Here is a 19,635-nt window from a genome sequence, read left to right as displayed (position 1 = left end):
AATGACCAGCCGAAACAACGGGCGAAACGGCGCAGCATCCGCCGCGAGGGCAGCGGCATACGAGCAGGCGGAAAGCGCACTGGCGCACGGGAGCCGCACGTTTCGCACCGTGCCCGACGCGAACACCGAGGTTGTAGGCGAGCGTGCCTCGAATGCGGGCGTGCTGCTGTTCTCGGCCGTGGTGTTCATCGTGGTGCTGTGCGTGGTGCTGGCTGGCGTGCAGATACTTGCCGGCGGCATCGGTGTGGGCGCGGTTGTTGGCGCGTTGGTGGCTGCCGTGCTGGTGACCATGGCCGTACACGTAGCCCAGCAGTGGGAGAAGGTGGTCGTGTTGCGACTCGGCGCGTTCAACCGCGTGAGCGGCCCCGGCCTCTTCTGGACGCTGCCCGTCATCGAGCAGAACACCATGCGGGTTGACACCCGCGTGCGTGTGACCACGTTCGGTGCCGAGGAAACGCTGACGGCCGACCTTGTGCCCCTCGACGTGAACGCCGTGCTGTTTTGGCACGTGTGGGATGCGAAAGCCGCCTGCACCGAGGTGGGGGACTTTACGCGCGCCGTGGAGCTGGCGTCCCAAACCGCACTGCGCGATGCCATCGGTCGCGCCGGCGTGGCCGAGGTGGCCATCCGCCGCGAGCAGCTTGACCGCGAACTCAAGCGCGTGCTGGAAGAGAAGGTGGCCCCCTGGGGTATCACCATTTTGTCGGTGGAAGTGCGCGACATTCTGCTGCCGAAGGAGCTGCAAGACGTGATGTCGCTTGAAGCTCAAGCAGAGCAGCGCAAGAAGGCGCGCATCATTCTTATGGAGGCTGAACAGGACATCTGCGAAATGATGGAAGACCTCGGCGACACCTACGCCCGAAACGATGCCGCCCTGCGCCTGCGCGCCATGCACCTTCTCTACGAAAGCGTCCGCGAAACCGGCGGCACCATAGTAGTCCCCAGCAGCTTCAGCGAAGGCTTCAGCGACGTCCTCGGCGACACCAAAGACATTACCAACAAAACTCCGCAGTCTTAAACGAACGACGCTCGCACGGATTGTCGGGCTTTTTGTCATGCAATGTAAGTGTATTGCATTTGCAATACAACAAGCCGTATACTGGCAAGGTAACCGAACGAAAAGGAGGCTCCCATGGTGAGTGCTGATAGCGCGCTTCCTCGTGTCCCTTTGTCGCTGAGGCTCCCTGCGCACGTGGTTGAAACGGTGGGGGAGTACGCTCATTCCAATAGAATAAGCAAGACGGACGCATTCCTTCACTTCTTGCAGAAGGGCATGGAGGCTGAAGAATCTGCCGTGCGGGCAGATCGGCTTGAAGAAATTGAATCCCAGCTTGAACAAATAAAAGCGCTGCTCAAACGCGATCACGAATCGAGTCCGGCTGCGGATACTGTGCGAGATTCCGTTTTTGATGCGGTTGCACAGGCGGCTGAGGGGTTTCCTGCCATTAAGCGGGCGTACTTGTTCGGATCCTTCGCTCGCGGCGATTTCGACGCGCAGAGTGACGTTGATGTGCGGGTTGAACTTGACGAAACGGCACCGTTCAACCTGCGGGATCTCGCCCACTTTGAAAAGCACATCGAACGCGCCACAGGCCGCAGCGTCGATGTAGTATCCGCGCGACAATTGAAAAATAGAAATCTCGCAGCAGCCATAGAAAAGGAAAAGGTGCTCGCATATGAACGCGAAAGCTGATGATTGTCGCTTTTGATCGTAGTATATTCCCATTTTTTATTTCGCTAATTTCATCCTCGCATTGTTTCACGTGAAAAATTTGTTCCTGGTTTTGTTATCAGGCGCTTGCAGCCTTTTTGCGCGCTCATATTATGACCTGCATAATCGGGAAAAATTATCTAAAAATAGAATAGTCGTGTGGGGAATTATCCTATGACAATCATTGATTGTCATAGGATAATTTGGTATGGTGAACCCAGTGGAATTGGCCAATTCTCATGGGAGTATCGAAGGGGATACCAGGAGGAATTGCGCCTTGCGGATGGCTCGGTGTTTGGCTGAAGATGCGGCTTTGGATGGGATCGATGCTGCAAAGAGCCACAGCGCCGCTCTGTCTTCGGGGGAATCACTCTCACCGGTATCCTGGCATTCCTTAAAGGAGGGACCATGTCAGGAGCAACTAGCCCTCACCCGGGGCTCACACGCAGGAACTTTCTCAAAACCACCGGCCTCGTCGCCGGAGCCGCAGTAGCAGGCAGTGCCGCTCTGCCAACGCTCACGGCGCTTGCAGAGGATACGCAGCCAATGCATAAAGGTGATCAAATTTTTCACAGCGCATGTGTTCCAAACTGCGAAAATACCTGTCGATTGAAACTCACGGTACGTGACGGAAAACTTGTCAAGGCTACTGCGGGTGATTTTCCGAACAACGAGTACAAGCGTATTTGCCTTAAAGGTATGTCACACGTGTTCAGGACTTATCATCCTGACAGGATCAAATATCCCATGAAGCGCGTTGGCGAGCGTGGGTCGGGAGAATGGGAGCGTATTTCATGGGATGATGCGATTTCTGAAATCACAGAATGCTGGAAAAGGCTTCATGAACAGTATGGTAAGCAATCTATCCTGTTTTTTAACGGAACAGGTAATGTGGGGGTTTCAACTTGCAGTGGCATCCCCACGAAGTTCATGAATGCAATGGAAGGTTCGAAAACAACGGGTGTATTCGATTACAACGCCGTGACGGGTTTTCAAAGGACGATAGGCTTTGCGTTTAGTGTTTTTTGGAATCAGAACGAAATCGTTGACGTTAAGAATGCAAAGAACCTTTTTATCTGGGGTGCGAACATGCCCGACTCTCAGCCCCATAACTGGCATTTTATGCGCGAGGCTCAAGAGCAAGGTACGAAGATATGGTTTATTGATCCTAAGTTCAATACAGGCGCATCCAAGGCTGACGAATATATTCCGGTGCGGTGTGGCTCTGATACTGCTGTAATGATGGCGATGATGAGGTTGATCATCGAACGCGATTGGATTGATCGAGAATTCTGTCGCGACCATACGGTAGCACCGTTCTTGGTTAAAAATGACGGGCTGTTCTTGCGCGAAAGTGATCTTGGTGGAGCTGGCGAAGATTACGTCGTCGTTGATGCTAAAACTCATAAAGAGATGTTGCTTGCTGAAGCTTCCGATCCTGAACTCTTTGGAGAATTTGACGTGGGAGGTTATCACGTAAAGACGGCTTTGACCATGCTAAAAGAAGTTGTTGATGAATTCTCTCCTGAATATGCCGAAAAGCTATCTACCGTGCCAGCAGCGAAAATTGAAGAACTGGCTGAGGTGTACGCTCTTGATGGACCGAATACTATCTTCACACTTTTTGGACCTGATCGGTTTTACAACGGGCACTTTTTCTCGCATGCTATGGCTGCGATGGCGGGGATTACTGGCAATATCGGAAAGCCTGGTGCAAGCATTGGCGAGCACGTTCTCTGGACATACTTGAGTGGAGGCACGCTTAATACTCCCACAAAAGGAAGGGCAACTGCTATAGCTTCAGGTGAGGCAGTAGATGTCATTCGAACTGGCAAATATCGAGGCAAGGATTACCCAATAAAGGCTATATACGCATGTACGAGTAACTTTATAGGTAATTACTCAGACCAGAATGCCTGGATTGATGCTTTGATGACCCCGGATTGCATCGATTTGTTTGTGGTGGCAGATTTTCACTACACAGACACAGTCCGTTTTGCTGACATTGTGCTCCCTCCGGCATATTGGTTTGAAAAAGAGGATGTTACCGGGAACGCCACTCACCCCTACGCGATCATGCAAGAAAAGTGCATTGAGCCTTTGTTTGAAAGTAAAACAGACGCCGAAATCATTAATCTTTTAGCTGAGAAAATGGGTCTTGGCGAATATTTTCAGCAGTCGGATATTGAATACACCGAAGAGGCGCTTAAGAAAAGTAAGGCTGCCGTCGCGAATAATGTTACGATCGAGCGGCTTCGTAAAGAAGGTGCTGTACGTTGTTTGCCGGGTGACGATGACAATCCCTTCATTTTTGCAGAAGGTGGAGTCTTCCCCACGCCTACCAAAAGGCTTGAGTTCTACTGTGAGAAGCCGACGTCTTTTGCCAAAGATCCAAAGTTTGATCCATCTATTGAGCACCTCCCGCATTTTATTCCGCCACTCGAAGCTTGGCCCGAAAATGATTTGTATCAAAAGTATCCCTTAGTTTTTTTGCAAGACCATACTCGCTGGCGTATGCATACTCAATGGGCGTATGATCCGGTGCTGCGCGAACTCGACCCCGAGCCAGTGGCCTATCTTTCGCCCCAAGATGCAGAAAAGCGAGGCATCAAACGAGGGGACCTGATTCGCATCTTCAACGATCGTGGGCAGATAGTGGTGAAGGCCTTGATAAGCAAAGGTCTTCCTCCTGGCGTTGTGAACTGTCCCAAGGGGTGGCAGCGTGATCAATACGTTGCTCCAGGCTCTTTTCAAGAGTTAACGCAGCGTACGTCCACTCCGGCATCTGATAATCACATCCAGTTTGATGTTCTCGTCGAAGTGGAATCTTATAAAGAAGGTGATAAGTGATGACTCGATACGGAATGGTGGTAGATACTGCGCGGTGCATTGGCTGTATGAACTGTTCAGTTGCTTGTAAACAAGAAAATAATTTGCCGAAAGATGTATGGTGGAATAGAGTATTGACAATTGGCGGGGAGGATATAGATACTCCCGACGGCGATTTTCCTAATAATACCTTGGACTTTATTTCAATAAATTGCCAGCACTGCGAAAATCCCGCCTGTGTGAAGGTGTGTCCCGTGGGGGCTACGTACAAGGATCCGGAAACGGGCATTGTGCGTCAGGACTATGACAAGTGTATTGGATGCCGTATGTGCATGGCGGCGTGTCCTTACACGGGGGTACGTTCGTTCAATTGGGAGGAACCGAAATATCACATTGACATCGCGACAGGTGATGCCGATGTGCCAAAGCACCAGAAGCATGTCGTAGAGAAATGCACGTTTTGCTATCAGCGTATTGCTCGTGGAGAAGAGCCTGCCTGCATGGAACTTTGTATTGGTCGCGCTCGTTTTTGGGGAGACTTCGATGACCCGAATTCGGAGGTGTCGAAGCTTATTCGTGAGCGTGAGTACCAGCAATTGTTGCCGGAGCAGGGGACGAAGCCTTCTGTGTATTACCTCGTCTAGGCTGATAAGGAGAACATTATGTCTGAGAATAATCAGGCGACAACGTCGCCTCAGGCTCCTGCTGCCGCGTTCGGGGGCAAGGGGCTCAACATCGCCATTGTGGTGGCAGCGGTGGTTACGGTTGCAGGTATTGGTTTATGGGTGATGCAGCTTTCGGGTGGCCTTGTGCAAACGAACATGCGCAACCTGGATTCGTGGGGACTTTACATCACCATGTTTATGTTCCTGGTGGGCTTGTCGGCCGGTGGCCTCATCATTTCGTCGGTGCCGCGCGCTTTCGGCATGGAAGGTTTCGGCGGCATCAGTAAGGTGGCCGTGTGGACATCCATCTGCTGCACCGTGTTGGCTATTGGATTCGTGGTTGTTGACCTGGGCCAACCCGCTCGCCTGTGGGAGTTGTTCGCGTACTCCAACTTAGGTTCGCCACTCATGTGGGACATCATTGTGCTGGCCGTGTACCTCATTTTGTCTATCGTCTATCTCTGGGCCACCCTGCGCGCCGAGGCAGGCAAAGTATCCCAGGTCGCTCTGCGTGTGGTCAGCGTGTTTGCGCTTGTATGCGCCGTGCTCGTGCACAGTGTGACCGCTTGGATCTTCGGGCTGCAGCAGGCGCATGAACTCTGGTATACCGCCTTGCTTGCTCCCTGGTTTGTGTCTTCCGCGCTCGTGTGCGGCACCGCGCTCGTCCTCGTAGTGGTCATCGCACTTCGTAAGGCGGGCTACTTGGACGTAGCGCAAACAAATATCGTCAAGATGGCGAAAATGCTCGGGGCGTTTGTCTGCGTTGACCTCTACTTTTTCGGCTGCGATTTGCTCACGAGCGCCTTCCCGGCAGGAAGTGGTGCCGATCAGGTGGCTATGCTGGTATCTGGCCCGCTCGCACCCTTCTTCTGGATTGAAATCATTGGCTGCGCGCTGGCCGCCGTGGTGTGCTTCGTGCCCAAGCTGCGCACAAACCCGCTGCTCATCGTGGCAAGCCTGCTCGCTATCATCGGCATCCTCTGCAAGCGCGTACAACTGCTGGTCGGTGGCTTCCAGATTCCGAATATCGACTATGCAGGCCCGATGACCTCTCTTACGGTCACCGATTGGACGGGCGGCATGACCGGTGCTTACCAGGGCATGGTCTACACGCCCTCGGCTCTTGAGTTCGGTGTCATGCTTGGCGTGATAGGACTCGGCGTGCTTCTGTTGCTTGTCGGGTTGAAGTTCCTGCCCCTGCGCCCGCCTATCTCGGAGGACGTACGCTAGCCTATTCGCTCGGAGCGCGCCGGGCCACTCCCTCCCCAGTTCGGCGCGCATCCGCTCCCTTGAAGAGCGCTCCACCGCCTCGTCTGACACCTGCGGTGTGAGCGCTCTTCATCACTTGAGGACGGTGTATTCGTATGCTCAGAAAAACACTGCTCACCGTCGTGGCGTTTCTGCTGGTAGGAGCCGTGGTGTTTGCGGCAGGTGCGCTAGCGGACGAGCGCGTAGGGCTTCCGCAATGCATCACGCCCAGCTCGCCCTGTCCGGCCACGGCGTGCGCAAGTGGGGCGTGCCATGGCTTCGACGCCGTGCCCCAGCCCGACGGCGCGCACGAGATGTCGTGCCCTGAGGCCACGTGTGCTTCGGTGGAATGCCACGCCTGGGACACGCTGACCACGCGTTACTACCAGCCTTCCGATGCCAGCTTGAATCTGTGGGTGCTTGCCCCGGTGGCGCTGGTTGTGGGCCTTGTGCTGCTCGTGCGGAAACTGTAAGGGGGCGATGACCATGGAAAAAGGCAAGAACCTCGCCATTGATGTGGTGGCACTCGTGGTGTTTTTGGTGGTAGCCACGCCTGCGCTTACGGGCATCGCGCTGCATGAGTGGCTCGGCCTTGCGCTGGCGGCGGTTTTTTTCGTGCACGTGGTGGTGCACGTCGACTGGATTGTCGACACTATCAAGGGCTCGCTCGCTGCGCATTCGTGGGCGCACCTCGGCAACCTGGTACTGGATGCACTTATCCTGATTGCTTTTGTCGTGTGCACCGTGTCGGGATTGCTGGTGTCCGGCGCCGTGCTTCCCGCTTTCGGCTTTTTCGCAGATGACTACTACTTCTGGGACCCCCTGCATGCCATTTCCGCGAAGGCACTGCTCGCGTTGCTGCTGGTGCACGTGGTAGTCCACTGGCGTTGGTTCGCCAGTCTGATGGGGAAGAAAAAAGATGAAAGTCATCAGTAATTCGAAGGTTGCCGCTTGTTTGAACTTTCTGAACGCGGGCCGTTTTGACGTGCGCTACGCAGGCGAAAACTTCCTTGATCACGACGGCCGGGGAAAGCGCCCTCCGCTCTTGGAAACGGTAGGGTCGTGGTATTATTTTAGGGATTAGTGGGCGCTTGCTTGGAAAGAGAGAGGACGTCGCCATGGGCGAAGAGACGATGGTTGATCAGATGTGGGTGGCACGTGCTACGACCTGGGAACTTTTGGCCCTGACGTTGCGCTATCCGGATGGGACGCTTGCTGACGCGGTGGCGTCGGGGGAGTGGGCGCTGGCGGCCGCCGAGGTGGCTGACGTGCTGGACCTCACGCTTCCCGAAGGCTGGCTTGAGGGTGTGCCGGGCGCGCCCGCCGCGGGCATCGAGCCGCCCGACCCGGCAGCACTTCTCAGCGACCTGCGCGTGGAGGCCACGCGCCTGTTTGTGGGTGCCCCTGAGCCCGCCTGCCCGCCCTTCGAAGGCGTGTGGCGCGCCAAGGAAGAGGGCGTGCAGCCACTGCTGTTCGTGAACCCGCACTCCATGGAGGTGGAGCGTTTCTGTCGCGCCTGTGGCCTGGGCCGACCCGAGGGCACGAACGAGCCGCTCGATCACGCCGCCACCGAGTGCGAACTGTTGGAACACCTCGCCCTGCGCGCGGCGGGTGCGCCTGTTCCCGAATCGGCGCCAGCGGCAGAAGATCTGCCTGGTGGTTCGCCCGCTGCCGCCTACGAGACGTTCCTCGCCGAACATGCGCGCGTCTGGATGCCCGCCTTCGCCGAGCACCTTGCCGCCGACGCGCGCGTGCCTCTCTACCGCGCCTGCGCCCATCTGCTGGCGGCCGCCGTCGCATAAGCGCCATCCGGCATACAACAACCTCAGATATATGACACCGTGTCATAGGCACGGTGTCTCTTTTGTGGGATACTGACAAAAGTGCCGCAGAAGGCAGCACACATCAGGGACATCACACGCGAGGGGAGGGGCCATGTTCGGCACGTTGACGACGGCTTACCTCTTCCTCGGCGGTGCCGGGGCGGGTGCCCTCGCGCTTGTCTCGCTTGTTGACCTCGTGTGGCTCAAGCAGTCGTTTGGCGTGACGGCGCGCGTGTCGCTTGACGAGGCGCTGCCGGCCGAGCGCCTTGTGGCCTTCACGCTGCTTGCCGGTTTCGCGGCCGTGGTGGCGGGCGTGCTGTGCCTCGTGTTTGACCTCGGACGCGTCGACCGCATTGATGTGCTGCTGGCGAACCCCGCTCCCACGTTCCTCTCGGTGGGAGCCTACGTGCTGGTGGCGCTTCTTACGTGCGGGGCGTTTCTCGCGGCGGTGCGCTTCGCGTACCTGCCGGCGGTGCCACGCACCGTGATAGCCGTGGTCGAAGGGGTGGCCGTGGTCGCGGGATGTGCGGCCATGCTGTACACGGGTTTGTTGCTGCAAAGTTTGGGTGGGGTCGCGTTCTGGCAAACACCCCTGATCCCGGTGTTGTTCGTGCTGTCGTCGCTCTCGTGCGGCATCGCCGCCATGCTGGCAAGTGCGCGCTTCGCGGGCCCGCTCGACCCGCCGGTCGAGCGCCTGGTGCGCACCCTCGTGCGCGTCGACCTCGCACTCATCGTGGCAGAAGCTCTCTGCGCGGCGGCCCTTGTTGGGCTCTCACTCGCAAGTAGTCACCCCGCGGCGGTAACCTCGGCCGAAAGCCTGGTCGCGGGTGCACAAGCAACCCTGTGGTGGATTGGCTTCGCGGCCTGTGGGCTTGTGGTGCCCCTCGCGCTAGAGGTGTTCGCCATGCGTCTGCCGCTTCCGCCTGCCCGCACCGTGCTCGCCCTGGCGGCGGTGTTTGTGCTGGTGGGTGGCTTCTGCCTGCGCGCGTCCCTCGTGGATGCCGGCACGCACCGCGCCCTCGAACTGCAGGAAACCCCCAGCGCGCACACGCTTCGATTGGAATAGGACAGACCCCGTGGCCCTCTTCGAGATAAACGAGAAAAGCAGCATTCCCATTTGGCTGCAGCTGAAAAACCGGTTCATCTACCTCATCACCTCGGGGTATTACAAGCCCGGTGACCAGCTGCCCACCGTGCGCGGCCTGGCCGCCGACGTCGAGGTGAACTACAACACCGTCAGCAAGGTGTACATGAGCCTGGAGCAGGACGGCTACATTCAGTCAAAGCGCCGCCAGGGCGCGTTCGTGTTGGATGTGAGCGACAAGCCGGGTGTCAGCATTTCGTCGACGGCCGAAATTGTAACGAGCGAATACCTCAAACGCTGCTTTGAACTGGGCATGACGCTGGAAGACATCGAAGAGCAGTTCGCGCGCAGCGTGAAGGAAGCGAAAAGCAAGCGGGACGCCGGCAACTAACCGGCGAGCCCGATGGCGAAGGGAGCGGGTACATGAAGCGCAACAAGAACGGAGATGCCTCGACGGCGGCCTCGGCCTTCCACGCGGCGGGCGGGTCAGCCGCGGCGGGCGGGGGCGCGCCAGCGCAGGCAACGGGCGCAACAATGCCCTGGTCGGCGGGCGGAGCGCACCTGAACACCGGCCGCCCGCGCGCCTCGCGCAACGGCGCCGTGGTGTTCGCCCTGGTGGTGTTTGTGGTGGCGGCAACTCTTGTGCTGGCTGTCGCACACTTTGCGCTGGGTCGCATCGGCCTGGCGGCCATTCTTGTGGCGGCGTTGGCGGGGTGGCTCGCCTCGTCGTCCATCCACATTGTGCTGGAGTGGGAGAAAGCGGTTGTGCTGCGCCTCGGCAAATTCAACCGCGTGGCTGGGCCGGGTGTGGTGTTCACCTGGCCTATCGTAGAATTTTACACGCTGCGCATCGACCAGCGCGTCTCGGCCACATACTTCGGCGCGGAGGAAACGCTCACGTCCGACCTCGTGCCCATCAACGTGGATGCCGTCCTGTTCTGGATGGTGTGGAGTGCGAAAAGCGCCACCGTGGAGGTGGAAGATTACGCCTCAGCCGTGTCGTGGATCGCACAGACGGCCATGCGCAAGGCTATCGGTCGCGCGACGGTAGCCGAGGTGGCCACGCGCCGCGACCAACTGGACGAGGAACTAAAAGAAGCTATCGAAGAAAAGCTGAACCCCTGGGGCATTACGATCATTGACGTGGAGATACGCGATATTGTGGTGCCGAAGGAGTTACAGGAGGCCATGGCTATTGAGGCGGTGGCCGAGCGCGAGCGCAACGCCCGCATGGTGCTGGCCGAGGCCGAAAAGGATATCTCCGAAATGCTGAAAGACGCCTCAGAGGTGTACGACGGCGACCAGGATGCCCTGCGCCTGCGCACGATGCACCTGGCCTACGAAAGCGTGAAACACTCGGGCGGCACGCTGGTAGTTCCGAGCGCCTTCAGCGAAGGTTTTGTCGAACAAAAGCCTGCCGCGCACGATACCCCCAGCTCAAGCACCAACTAACCACAGAGACTCTGGCGGGTGCGGGGTTACCGTTGCAACCCCGTACCTGCCAGCAAAAAAACCAACCTCGCGCTAAATCGAACTCGCCACCGCTTCGTCGTCCGGCAGGGCGGCGGCCTCTTCGGCACGCTCAAGCTTCGACGGGCCGTTGTTGCCACCACCGCCAACGAACGCCTCTTCGCCGCGTTCGGCCAGGTACTTCTCCATGGAATAGTGCGTGATGTCGGAGCGGTTGATCACGCCCACAATCTGGCCCTCGTCCAGCACGGGCACCTTCTTCAGGTGGTTCTCGCCCAGCACGCGGCACACCTCGGGCAAGTCGGCGTGCACATCCACGCCGATGATACCCTTCGCGCCAATGCTGGTGGCGGGCATGCCCATGAGCGCGTCCAGCTTGCGCGCGAAGTCCGAGTTGCTGGTATCGGTGTCCACGGTCTGCATGATCATGACTACCGGGTCCATCACCATGGCGCTGCGCTTCGACAGGTAGCGCATGATGTCACCGTCTGACACAAACCCGACGGCCTTGCCCTCGGCATTCACCAGCGGTGCGGCGCTGATGTGCTTGTCCACCAGCAGTTTCATGGCCTCGGCCACGGTGGCGTTGGCGGGCAGCGTGAACACGTCGCGCTTCATGATGGACTCAAGCACCGTGCGGCGCGCGTTGTCCTTATCCTTCGCGGCGGAGTCGCCCGGGCGGTTCTTCACCAGGAACACCACCATGATAAAGCCGATGAGGCACAGCACGCCCGCCAGCGCAAACGCCACGTCAATGCCGAAAATGCTCGCCTGGGTGGGCGTCATCACGCGTGAGCCAGTGTTGGTGGCAATGGTGGATGCCGACACGATAATGGCGGTGCCCAGCGAGCCCGCCACCTGGCGAAACGTGTTGTTCACCGAGGTGCCGTGGTTCACCAACTCGTTGTCGAGCGCGTTCATGCCCCACGTGGTAATAGGCATGTTCACCAGTGACAGCGAGAACAGGCGCACCGTGTACAGCACCGTCAGCATGATGAGTCCCGTCTCGGTGCCAAGGAAGGCGAAGCAGAATGTTGTCAGCGTGAGCACGCCCATGCCCACCAGTGCCAGCACGCGCGGCCCATGCTTGTCGAACAGACGACCCGCGATAGGGCCCATGGCGCCCATGATGATGGCACCCGGCAGCAGCACCAAGCCCGACACCGTCGCCGAGTAACCCATGAGCGACTGCAGGTAGATGGGCACCAAAATGCCGGCGGCCAGAAGTGCGCCCTGCACCAGCATGCCGATGATGGTAGCAATGAGGAACTTGCGGTTCGCCAGCACGCGCACCTGCAGCATGGGATGTTCCATCTTCAGCTGACGGCGGAAGAAGAACACGAGCGCCACCACGCCCACGAGCGTACCCGCGATAGCGTCGGCGCGCAGGCCGTACGAGCCAATGGTGGACAAGCCATACAGAAGCCCGCCGAAGCCGAGCGAGGACAGTATGACCGACGGTACGTCAAGCGTGACATCCTTGTTCGTGTCGCCGCCTTTCTGCAGCACCACGGCACCAATGACCACAACAATCGCCGACAGCACCGTAATGATGTAGAACATGTCGTGCCAGGTGTAGCGGTCGATGATGACGCCCGCCACCGTGGGGCCAATGGCCGGACCGAACGCGATAACCACGCCGAACAGTCCCATGGCCGTGCCGCGCTTGTCCACGGGGAAGGTCCACATGAGCACGGTCATAACGAGTGGCATAAGAATGCCCGCGCCCGCCGCCTGTACGAGGCGTCCCAGCAAAAGCACGCCGAAGTTCGGCCCCCAACCGGCCAGCGCGCTGCCCACCGTAAAGATAACCATGGACACGAGGAACAGCCGCTTGGTGGTGAAGCGGTCGGTAAGAAACGCCGTAATGGGAATCATGATAGCGTTGACCAGCGTAAACCCCGTAGTGAGCCACTGCGCCGTGGCAGCATCCACGCTCATTTCGGCCATGACGGACGGCAGCGCCGGCGCCACAACAGTCTGGTTCAAAACGGTGACAAACGTGCCGAACACGAGCACCGCCAACATGATAATTTGCTTGCGAGTAAGACCCATACAACATTCCTTCCGATACGAGATGTGCCACCGCACACAAAGGCGCCCCCGATACGAGCGCGCGGCCCGTCTTCGAAGACGCCTTTGCAAGCGGCTGAAGTGATTTACACTCAGTATAAATATTTATTCGGTAAAAGGAAGTGGTGCGGGCGCATCTTGTGGTACCCTCACCGAATCGGCACAACGTCATGACAACTTCGACACTGTGGGGACAGTGTCAGCCGGGTGACATATGAACGGGAGGCGGCGCGAAATCGTGGAGCAGGGACAGGCACCGGTGGAAGGACTTCGGTACCGTAAGAAGCTGAAGGCTCGCATGGCGGTCGAGCGAGCGGCATTGGAGCTGGTCATCGAGCGGGGATACGACGGCGTAACCGTGGAAGACATCTGCGCGCGAGCGGAAATTTCCAAGAAGACGTTCTTCAACTACTTCTCGTCGAAGGCGGCGGCCATCACCGGGCGCACTGAACCCTTTCCCGAGCCGGAGCAGCTTGCCGTGATTTTAGAAGAGCGCTCCGAGGAATGCTACGTGGACGTGCTCACCGATGTGGTGGGCGCGCGGCTGGTGACCGAGCCCGATGACGACCTGGCGCGCTTGCGCCGCGAAGCGCTGGAAGCCATGCCGCAGCTGTTTTTCCAGAACCGCCGTGAGGTGCCAGAAATGCAGCGTTCAATGGCCCGTGGGCTGCATGCCTACTTGGAGCGTCACCCCGAGAAACGCCTGCTCAGCGACCGTCCGCTGCGCGATGAAGTGCTGGTGGCGTCGTCTTCGGCCATCGGCCTTGCGCGCACGCGTTCGATGCTGCACGTAAGCGGCAACTGCGAACCCACCGCCGCCGACATTCGCCATCTTGTCATGACCTACCTTGCTGCGGGAGAGCAGGCGGGCGGCCCGTCGGCAGAAATTTCTTCTTGACACACCACCGCTTCGGTGTGCTAGAGTATGCGCCACAACTTAATACCTTGAAACCGATGAGGCGAAAGTCAAGCCATCATGGGCACTCACAGAGAGCGGGCGTAGCTGGGATTCCCGCAGGAAGCCGGATGGTAAATGGATCGCCGAGGGAAAGGGGAAAGGAAGCCGCGTTGCGGCGACCGAGTATCTGGACCGTGAGCCTGCGTTAAGGGCAGAACATGTGTTGGCATGTTCGTGAGAGGGTTCTGCATCCGCAGGATCAATAAAGGTGGCACCGCAGGTACAAGACCTGTCCTTTATCTCAAAGGACAGGTCTTTTTTTGTTTCGCTGGCCTGACGGCCAGCGAAATGAGCCGACGCTGCGGAAGCTTGGAGCACCCAATCTCGCGGCGATGCCGATGACTCGCGTACCAAAGTACGCTTCGCCATCGCCATCCCCACGATCTTGGGCACTCCAAGCTCCCTCGCTGACCTTGTTGGACCGGCGAGTCTGCAATCCTCTCTGCGAAGTTCGTGCCGGCAGACTGGACGCCCCGGGAGGGGCAACGACCGGCGGGAACTCCGCCACAGAAAGGATTGAGAAACATGGAACAGCAGATCAAGCGCGAGGTTGCAACGCAAGCAGCGACGGCGGGTGCGGGGGAGGCCACGCCGCGGGCCGCGAAGCGCGCAGTGACGGCACCGCAGAAGAAGGCGGGGCTCACTACACAGGATCTCATTCTCATTGCCGTGCTGCTGGCGGCAGGCGCGGTGCTCAAGTTGACGGTGGGCTCGCTGCTGTCGTCCATGGGTATGAAGCCGAACTTCATCATTGCCATGTACTGTCTGGCTATCATCATCACGCGTCCGAAGGTGGGCCAAGCGCTCATCATTGGCCTTCTGGCGGGGCTTATCTGCCAGGTGCCGCTGCTCAACGCCACACCGCTGCTGAACATTCCTTCGGAGATTCTCGGTGCGCTGGCGTGCGGCCTGCTCATCAAGATTCCGATGCGCATCGGCGGCAAGCTTGACTTGAACCCGCTTGTGAACACCTTCCTTTCCACCGTGGTGTCCGGCGGCACGTTCGCCCTGCTGTCCATCTACATCAACGTGGTGTCCACCGGCGGCGACGTCATGGTAGCGCTCGCCACCTACGCCGCCATCGTTTTCGGCACCGCCACCTTCAACGCCATCCTCGTGCAAGTCCTGGCTGTTCCGCTGAAAAAAGTGCTCAAGAAGTAAACGCTGGTTGTGCGTTAACTCCGCGCATGTCGCTTCGCCTGGCGGGTTGTCCGTAGGGCAAGGGTTCTACCCTTGCCGCTCGGCAAAGGTAAACCTGCAAGTTGATGGCGACTGACGGCAAGGGCAGAGCCCTTGCCCTACGGAAACCCTCGGAAATACGGGAGAAAGCACTTTCATGATCGAACTCAACAACTTCACGTTTCAGTACCGCGAGGGGGTCTCGCCGGTGGTGAGCGACATCAGCCTCACCATTCCTGATGGCGTGTTCGTGGGTATCACGGGCGCGGCGGGGTCGGGCAAGTCCACGCTCACGTACGCGCTGAACGGCATCGTGCCGCACTGCTATCCGGGCGACTTCTACGGCTCGGTGGTTGTGGAGGGCCTCGACACCTGCGAAGTGGTACTCACTGACTTGTCGCGCCTGGTGGGAAGCGTGTGTCAGGACGTCGACAGCCAGTTCGTGTGCGAGCTGGTGGAAGACGAGGTGCTCTACGGCCTGGAGAACTTCGGCGTGCCGCGCGACCAGATGGAGCGTCGCGTGGCACAGGCCCTGGCCGATATGGGCATCACCGAGCTACGCGACCGCGTGATCTCATCGCTTTCGGGCGGGCAGAAGCAGAAGGTGGCCATCGCGTCCATCCTGGCCATGCAGCCGCGCGTGCTCGTGCTTGACGAGCCCACTGCTGAACTCGACCCGGCCAGTTCAACGAACGTGTTCGAGCTCTTGGCCGCCTACGCGCGCGAACACGGCACCACCGTTGTGGTGGTGGAGCAGAAGATTGCACTCCTTTCCCAATTCGCTGACCTGCTGGTCATCATGGATGAGGGCCGCATTCGCTTCGCCGACGCGCCGGCAGTCGTGCTTGAACACGCTGACGAACTCAAGCGCATCGGCGTGAACTGCCCGCGTTCGACCACGCTCATGAACCGCTTGCGCGCCGCGGGTGCGTACAGCGGCCCGGCGGTGCGCAACGTGCAGGAGGCGTGTGAAGTCCTGAAGGAGGTGATCGCGTGATTCAGTTCAAAGACGTGCACGCGTCCTACGACGAGGCGCTGCCCATCCTGAAGGGTGTGAGTTTCACCGTGGAACGCGGCGAGTTCGTGGCCTTCGTCGGTACGAACGGCGCGGGGAAGTCCACCACGATGCGCCTGGTGAACGGCCTGCTGAAGCCCGATGCGGGCGAGGTGCTCATCGACGGGATGTCCACGACCGAACTCAAGACGAGTCAGCTCGCGCGCACCGTGGGTTTCCTCTTCCAGAACCCCGATCGGCAAATTTGCTGCAATACCGTCCGCGAGGAACTGCTGTTTGGCTTTAAGGCGCTTGGCCTGGCAGGCCCTGAGGCCGACGCGCGCGTGGATGCGCTCATCAGCGAGTTCGGCTTTGACCCCGACGAGGACCCCTTCCTCATGAACCGCGGTGCGCGGCAGCTGTTGGCACTCGCGTCTATCGTGGTGCTGGCGCCCCCGGTGGTGGTGCTCGACGAGCCCACGACCGGCCTTGACTACCGCGAGTGCGTCAAAGTGATGGACATCGTGCGCCAGCTGCACGAGGGCGGCACTACGGTCATCATGGTGTGCCACGACATGGAGGTGGTTGCCGATTACGCAAGCCGCTGCATCGTCATGAGTGACGGCCAGGTGGTGGACGACGGCCCCACCTTCGAAGTGTTGCGCAACAGCGACACGCTTGAGCGCGCCTCGCTCGTGCCGCCGCAGATTGTGGCCGTGTCGATGGAGCTTGCGTGCGCCGTTCCCCGGCTGGCGAGCAGGCCGGTGGGGTGCGCCAACACGGTGGAAGAGATGGCAGCCGCCATCGTGGACGAAAGGAGTGCGCAATGAGCGCGTTTTTGGAATATGTGCCGGGCGCAAGTCCGCTCCATCGCATGAACCCGGTGGCCAAGTTGGGCGCCGCTGCACTCTTCGCCATCGCGTGCTTCTGCTCTAGTAATCTGGTGTTTTTGGCGGTGCTGTTGGTGGCAGCGTTCACGCTGGCAGCATCGTGTGGCATGGTGCGTCAAACCCTCGGGCTGGCGAAAGCGGTGTTCGCGTTTTCGCTGATCCTGGCCCTTGTGCAGGTGCTCACCACGCCGAGCGGTGCCGTGCTCGTAGTGCTGCCCTGGGGCTATATCGGCACGGGAGGCCTGCTCGCGGCGCTCACCACGGTGGTGCGCCTCGTGGCAGCGGCCATCCCGCTCTTCCTCGTGTTCTACGTCACCAAGATGAATGACATCACAAACGCTGTGGTCAAGGTACTACATGTGCCGTACAAGTACGCGTTCACGTTCACCTCCACCATCCATTTCATTCCCGTGTTCATGAACGATATGGCCGGTATCATGGAGGCGCAGACCGCGCGCGGCGTGGAGTTCGACGCGGGAGGCATCGTGAAGAAAGTGCGCCTTATGGTGCCACTGTGTGTCCCGCTGCTGGTGTCATCGGTGCGCAAAACGAACAGCGCCGCCATAGCCGCCGAAGTCCGCGGCTTCAACCTCCGCACCCCCACCAGCGGCTACAAAGAATACCCCTTCACCCCGTTAGACATAATCGCTCTACTCGGCACCGCCCTACTCGTCGCCCTAGCAATCACCCTTAGCATGGTGTTGTAAGCGAAGGTATTGTGACACCCGCTTCCTCATGCCAGTGAAGTTCTGTCACCTTCGCGAAGAGATGAGTGGGATGCCCGGTGAGATACAATGACCGTATCTGATGAGCGGAAAGGAATGCACTATGACCGAGTATCGTATGCGTGTTGCCGATCGTGAGACGTCGCTTGAGGAGGCGCTGGGCATTCTTGAAGAGGCTGCGTACTGCGTGATATCGACGGTGGACGCGGACGGGGCACCCTACGGCGTGCCGATGTCGTTTGTGCTGATGGATGGCAAGTTGTATGTGCATACCACGAACACATACGGGCGCAAGCTGGACGACTTCCGCCGCGATGCGCGCGTGAGTGCGGTGGCGGTGGTGGACGTGGAGGCCTGCTACGAGGATGGGTTCATGACCAGCCGCTACGGGTCGGCGCTTGTGACCGGGCGCATTCGCCGCGTGGAGCAGGACATCGAGGTGCGCCATGCGCTTGTGGCGCTCTGCATGAAGTACCTGCCGGAACACAAGGACAAAATCGGCGCCGCCATCGAGAGCGAAATTGCCGATACCGATGTGTGGGTCATTGAACCCGAGTCCATCGTCGGCAAAGCCGCTCGTCGCAAGAAGCGTTCATAGCGCGCGCGAAAGGCGGGGGCAACAGTTCCGTGCGCCATGACGGCTGCGCTCAGTTGCGGCCTTGCCGCGGCGTATACTTGCGCCAAGGAACGCAGGCACACAGAACAAGGAGGCCAAACATGGCGCAGGCATTCGAAACCTTCATGAAGGAAGCACCCGAAGTGGCAAAGGCGTACGGCGGCATGGTGGCGGCGCTCGCGCAGACAAGCGCGCTTGAGCACAAGACCCATCAGCTGGCCTATCTCTCGGTGCTGGTGGCGCAAGGCATGGAAGGCGGCCTGGACTTCCATGTGAAAGCGGCGAAGGAGGCCGGTGCCACGCGCGACGAGGTAGCAAGCGCCACCCTCGTGGGCCTGCCGCTGGTTGGCATGCGCGCCGTAGAAGCCCTCGCCCCCGTACTCGAAGCCTACGACCGCGTGTAAGATCGCAGCCTAGCACGCAGTGGCAACAATTTCGTGATGGTTCGCCGCGCGGTGCGTGCAGGTGGCAGGGCTTTGGTATGATGGCATCTTGCGAAATGTTACTGGGAAGGATGCATATATGTTTACCATCGGCTGCCACCTCTCAAGCGCTAAGGGTTACCTGCATATGGCGAAGGACGCCGTGTCCATCGATGCGAACACGTTCCAGTTCTTCACGCGCAACCCGCGCGGTGGCCGCGCGAAGGAGATTGACCCGAAAGACGTGGCGGCTTACACCGCCTTCGCGGCCGATCACAACATCACGCGCATCCTCGCGCACGCGCCCTACACGCTGAACCCGGCTTCCGACAAGCAGCAGACGCGCGACTTCGCGCTCATGGTGCTGGCCGAAGATCTCGGCCGCATGGAGGAAACGCCGCACCAGCTGTACAACATGCATCCCGGCAGCGCCGTCGGTCAGCCGAAAGAGGCGGCCATAGCCAAAATTGCTGAGGCGCTGAATGAATCACTGCTCCCGGTGCAAACCACCACGCTGCTTTTGGAAACCATGTCCGGAAAGGGAAGCGAAGTCGGCGGCACGTTCGAGGAACTTGCCGCTATTATTGCGCAGGTTGACCTGGCCGATCATGTGGGTGTGTGCCTGGACACCTGCCACGTGTGGGACGCCGGTTACGACATCGTGGGCGACCTCGACGGCGTCATCGACGAGTTCGACCGCGTGCTCGGCCTCGATCGCCTGCGTGCCATCCACCTGAATGACTCCCAAAACGCGCGCGGCTCGCACAAAGACCGCCACGCCCGCATCGGCGAAGGCGAAATCGGCTTCGAAGCGCTCGCTGCAGTTACGAACCACCCCAAGCTGCGCGACATGCCGTTCTATCTGGAAACGCCGAACCCCACGCTTGCCGGCTACGGCGAAGAAATCGCCTCGCTTCGCCAGGCGCACGCCAAGGAGTAGGCGCCGCG

The 19,635-nt window shown here is 59.3% G+C and carries 20 protein-coding genes; 19 read left to right on the top strand and 1 reads right to left on the bottom strand.

Annotated features, from left to right (window positions below; all coding sequences use genetic code 11):
- The first annotated feature begins 1 nt into the window (after nt 1).
- The 11 genes from QNJ86_RS02610 to QNJ86_RS02560 all read left to right on the top strand — a co-directional run bounded on the left by QNJ86_RS02610 (nt 2) and on the right by QNJ86_RS02560 (nt 10,812).
- Nucleotides 2–1,018, top strand: a complete 1,017-nt coding sequence (locus QNJ86_RS02610; RefSeq protein ID WP_283831021.1) for a slipin family protein — start codon at nt 2–4, stop codon at nt 1,016–1,018.
- Between the two features lie 114 nt (nt 1,019–1,132).
- On the top strand, nt 1,133–1,693 hold the full coding sequence (locus QNJ86_RS02605; RefSeq protein WP_283831020.1) for a nucleotidyltransferase family protein: 561 nt from the start codon (nt 1,133–1,135) through the stop codon (nt 1,691–1,693).
- Between the two features lie 426 nt (nt 1,694–2,119).
- Nucleotides 2,120–4,561, top strand: a complete 2,442-nt coding sequence (locus QNJ86_RS02600) for a molybdopterin-containing oxidoreductase family protein (RefSeq protein ID WP_283831019.1) — start codon at nt 2,120–2,122, stop codon at nt 4,559–4,561.
- Nucleotides 4,561–5,184 (top strand): 4Fe-4S dicluster domain-containing protein, encoded by a 624-nt coding sequence (locus QNJ86_RS02595; RefSeq protein WP_283831018.1) that lies wholly within the window; start codon nt 4,561–4,563, stop codon nt 5,182–5,184. Before QNJ86_RS02600 ends, QNJ86_RS02595 begins: the two co-directional genes overlap by 1 nt.
- Nucleotides 5,185–5,202: 18 nt before the next feature.
- Nucleotides 5,203–6,435, top strand: coding sequence for an NrfD/PsrC family molybdoenzyme membrane anchor subunit (gene nrfD / locus QNJ86_RS02590; RefSeq protein WP_283831017.1), 1,233 nt, complete (start codon nt 5,203–5,205; stop codon nt 6,433–6,435).
- 134 nt (nt 6,436–6,569) lie between these two features.
- Nucleotides 6,570–6,926, top strand: coding sequence for a hypothetical protein (locus tag QNJ86_RS02585; protein WP_283831016.1), 357 nt, complete (start codon nt 6,570–6,572; stop codon nt 6,924–6,926).
- A gap of 13 nt (nt 6,927–6,939) precedes the next feature.
- Nucleotides 6,940–7,389 carry a DUF4405 domain-containing protein gene (locus QNJ86_RS02580; RefSeq protein WP_283831015.1) on the top strand — a complete coding sequence of 150 codons (450 nt, stop codon included), beginning with the start codon at nt 6,940–6,942 and terminating at the stop codon, nt 7,387–7,389.
- A gap of 182 nt (nt 7,390–7,571) precedes the next feature.
- Entirely contained in the window at nt 7,572–8,255 is a 684-nt protein-coding gene (locus QNJ86_RS02575) for a TorD/DmsD family molecular chaperone (protein ID WP_283831014.1), read from the top strand.
- Between the two features lie 133 nt (nt 8,256–8,388).
- Nucleotides 8,389–9,342 (top strand): NrfD/PsrC family molybdoenzyme membrane anchor subunit, encoded by a 954-nt coding sequence (gene nrfD / locus QNJ86_RS02570; protein ID WP_283831013.1) that lies wholly within the window; start codon nt 8,389–8,391, stop codon nt 9,340–9,342.
- Between the two features lie 10 nt (nt 9,343–9,352).
- Nucleotides 9,353–9,751 carry a GntR family transcriptional regulator gene (locus tag QNJ86_RS02565; protein ID WP_283831012.1) on the top strand — a complete coding sequence of 133 codons (399 nt, stop codon included), beginning with the start codon at nt 9,353–9,355 and terminating at the stop codon, nt 9,749–9,751.
- A 143-nt stretch (nt 9,752–9,894) separates the two neighbouring features.
- Nucleotides 9,895–10,812 carry a slipin family protein gene (locus QNJ86_RS02560; protein ID WP_420052773.1) on the top strand — a complete coding sequence of 306 codons (918 nt, stop codon included), beginning with the start codon at nt 9,895–9,897 and terminating at the stop codon, nt 10,810–10,812.
- Nucleotides 10,813–10,884: 72 nt separating this feature from the next.
- Here QNJ86_RS02560 and QNJ86_RS02555 read toward each other — a convergent pair whose 3' ends face one another.
- On the bottom strand, nt 10,885–12,885 hold the full coding sequence (locus tag QNJ86_RS02555; RefSeq protein ID WP_283831010.1) for an MDR family MFS transporter: 2,001 nt from the start codon (nt 12,883–12,885) through the stop codon (nt 10,885–10,887).
- A gap of 256 nt (nt 12,886–13,141) precedes the next feature.
- Here QNJ86_RS02555 and QNJ86_RS02550 point away from each other — a divergent pair, with 256 nt between their 5' ends.
- The 8 genes from QNJ86_RS02550 (at nt 13,142) to QNJ86_RS02515 (ending at nt 19,627) form a co-directional block, all read left to right on the top strand.
- A complete protein-coding gene (locus tag QNJ86_RS02550; RefSeq protein WP_283831009.1) occupies nt 13,142–13,801 on the top strand; it encodes a TetR/AcrR family transcriptional regulator in 660 nt (219 codons plus the stop codon).
- Between the two features lie 585 nt (nt 13,802–14,386).
- Nucleotides 14,387–15,022: a hypothetical protein gene (locus QNJ86_RS02545; protein WP_283831008.1), complete on the top strand. Its 636-nt coding sequence runs from the start codon at nt 14,387–14,389 to the stop codon at nt 15,020–15,022.
- 175 nt (nt 15,023–15,197) lie between these two features.
- Entirely contained in the window at nt 15,198–16,037 is an 840-nt protein-coding gene (locus QNJ86_RS02540; protein ID WP_283831007.1) for an energy-coupling factor ABC transporter ATP-binding protein, read from the top strand.
- Nucleotides 16,034–16,864, top strand: a complete 831-nt coding sequence (locus QNJ86_RS02535) for an energy-coupling factor ABC transporter ATP-binding protein (protein ID WP_283831006.1) — start codon at nt 16,034–16,036, stop codon at nt 16,862–16,864. Before QNJ86_RS02540 ends, QNJ86_RS02535 begins: the two co-directional genes overlap by 4 nt.
- Nucleotides 16,861–17,631 carry an energy-coupling factor transporter transmembrane component T family protein gene (locus QNJ86_RS02530; RefSeq protein WP_283831005.1) on the top strand — a complete coding sequence of 257 codons (771 nt, stop codon included), beginning with the start codon at nt 16,861–16,863 and terminating at the stop codon, nt 17,629–17,631. Before QNJ86_RS02535 ends, QNJ86_RS02530 begins: the two co-directional genes overlap by 4 nt.
- A gap of 121 nt (nt 17,632–17,752) precedes the next feature.
- A complete protein-coding gene (locus tag QNJ86_RS02525; RefSeq protein WP_283831004.1) occupies nt 17,753–18,247 on the top strand; it encodes a pyridoxamine 5'-phosphate oxidase family protein in 495 nt (164 codons plus the stop codon).
- 119 nt (nt 18,248–18,366) lie between these two features.
- Nucleotides 18,367–18,669 (top strand): carboxymuconolactone decarboxylase family protein, encoded by a 303-nt coding sequence (locus QNJ86_RS02520; RefSeq protein WP_283831003.1) that lies wholly within the window; start codon nt 18,367–18,369, stop codon nt 18,667–18,669.
- Nucleotides 18,670–18,787: 118 nt separating this feature from the next.
- Complete coding sequence (locus tag QNJ86_RS02515; protein ID WP_283831002.1) at nt 18,788–19,627, top strand: deoxyribonuclease IV; 840 nt, start codon at nt 18,788–18,790, stop codon at nt 19,625–19,627.
- Nucleotides 19,628–19,635 lie beyond the last annotated feature (8 nt).

This window comes from Gordonibacter faecis (genome assembly GCF_030077735.1).
Taxonomy (GTDB): Bacteria; Actinomycetota; Coriobacteriia; order Coriobacteriales; family Eggerthellaceae; genus Gordonibacter; species Gordonibacter faecis.
The sequence above is the reverse complement of the archived record's forward strand: the minus strand, read 5'-3'. Positions and strand labels throughout refer to the sequence as shown.

Excerpts from the sequence above, each read along its gene's own strand:
- QNJ86_RS02610 (WP_283831021.1), top strand. The coding sequence starts at position 2 with ATGACCAGCCGAAACAACGGGCGAAACGGCGCAGCATCCGCCGCGAGG.
- QNJ86_RS02605 (WP_283831020.1), top strand. The coding sequence starts at position 1,133 with ATGGTGAGTGCTGATAGCGCGCTTCCTCGTGTCCCTTTGTCGCTGAGG.
- QNJ86_RS02600 (WP_283831019.1), top strand. The coding sequence starts at position 2,120 with ATGTCAGGAGCAACTAGCCCTCACCCGGGGCTCACACGCAGGAACTTT.
- QNJ86_RS02595 (WP_283831018.1), top strand. The coding sequence starts at position 4,561 with ATGACTCGATACGGAATGGTGGTAGATACTGCGCGGTGCATTGGCTGT.
- nrfD (WP_283831017.1), top strand. The coding sequence starts at position 5,203 with ATGTCTGAGAATAATCAGGCGACAACGTCGCCTCAGGCTCCTGCTGCC.
- QNJ86_RS02585 (WP_283831016.1), top strand. The coding sequence starts at position 6,570 with ATGCTCAGAAAAACACTGCTCACCGTCGTGGCGTTTCTGCTGGTAGGA.
- QNJ86_RS02580 (WP_283831015.1), top strand. The coding sequence starts at position 6,940 with ATGGAAAAAGGCAAGAACCTCGCCATTGATGTGGTGGCACTCGTGGTG.
- QNJ86_RS02575 (WP_283831014.1), top strand. The coding sequence starts at position 7,572 with ATGGGCGAAGAGACGATGGTTGATCAGATGTGGGTGGCACGTGCTACG.
- nrfD (WP_283831013.1), top strand. The coding sequence starts at position 8,389 with ATGTTCGGCACGTTGACGACGGCTTACCTCTTCCTCGGCGGTGCCGGG.
- QNJ86_RS02560 (WP_420052773.1), top strand. The coding sequence starts at position 9,895 with ATGCCCTGGTCGGCGGGCGGAGCGCACCTGAACACCGGCCGCCCGCGC.
- QNJ86_RS02555 (WP_283831010.1), bottom strand. The coding sequence starts at position 12,885 with ATGGGTCTTACTCGCAAGCAAATTATCATGTTGGCGGTGCTCGTGTTC.
- QNJ86_RS02545 (WP_283831008.1), top strand. The coding sequence starts at position 14,387 with ATGGAACAGCAGATCAAGCGCGAGGTTGCAACGCAAGCAGCGACGGCG.
- QNJ86_RS02540 (WP_283831007.1), top strand. The coding sequence starts at position 15,198 with ATGATCGAACTCAACAACTTCACGTTTCAGTACCGCGAGGGGGTCTCG.
- QNJ86_RS02530 (WP_283831005.1), top strand. The coding sequence starts at position 16,861 with ATGAGCGCGTTTTTGGAATATGTGCCGGGCGCAAGTCCGCTCCATCGC.
- QNJ86_RS02525 (WP_283831004.1), top strand. The coding sequence starts at position 17,753 with ATGACCGAGTATCGTATGCGTGTTGCCGATCGTGAGACGTCGCTTGAG.
- QNJ86_RS02520 (WP_283831003.1), top strand. The coding sequence starts at position 18,367 with ATGGCGCAGGCATTCGAAACCTTCATGAAGGAAGCACCCGAAGTGGCA.
- QNJ86_RS02515 (WP_283831002.1), top strand. The coding sequence starts at position 18,788 with ATGTTTACCATCGGCTGCCACCTCTCAAGCGCTAAGGGTTACCTGCAT.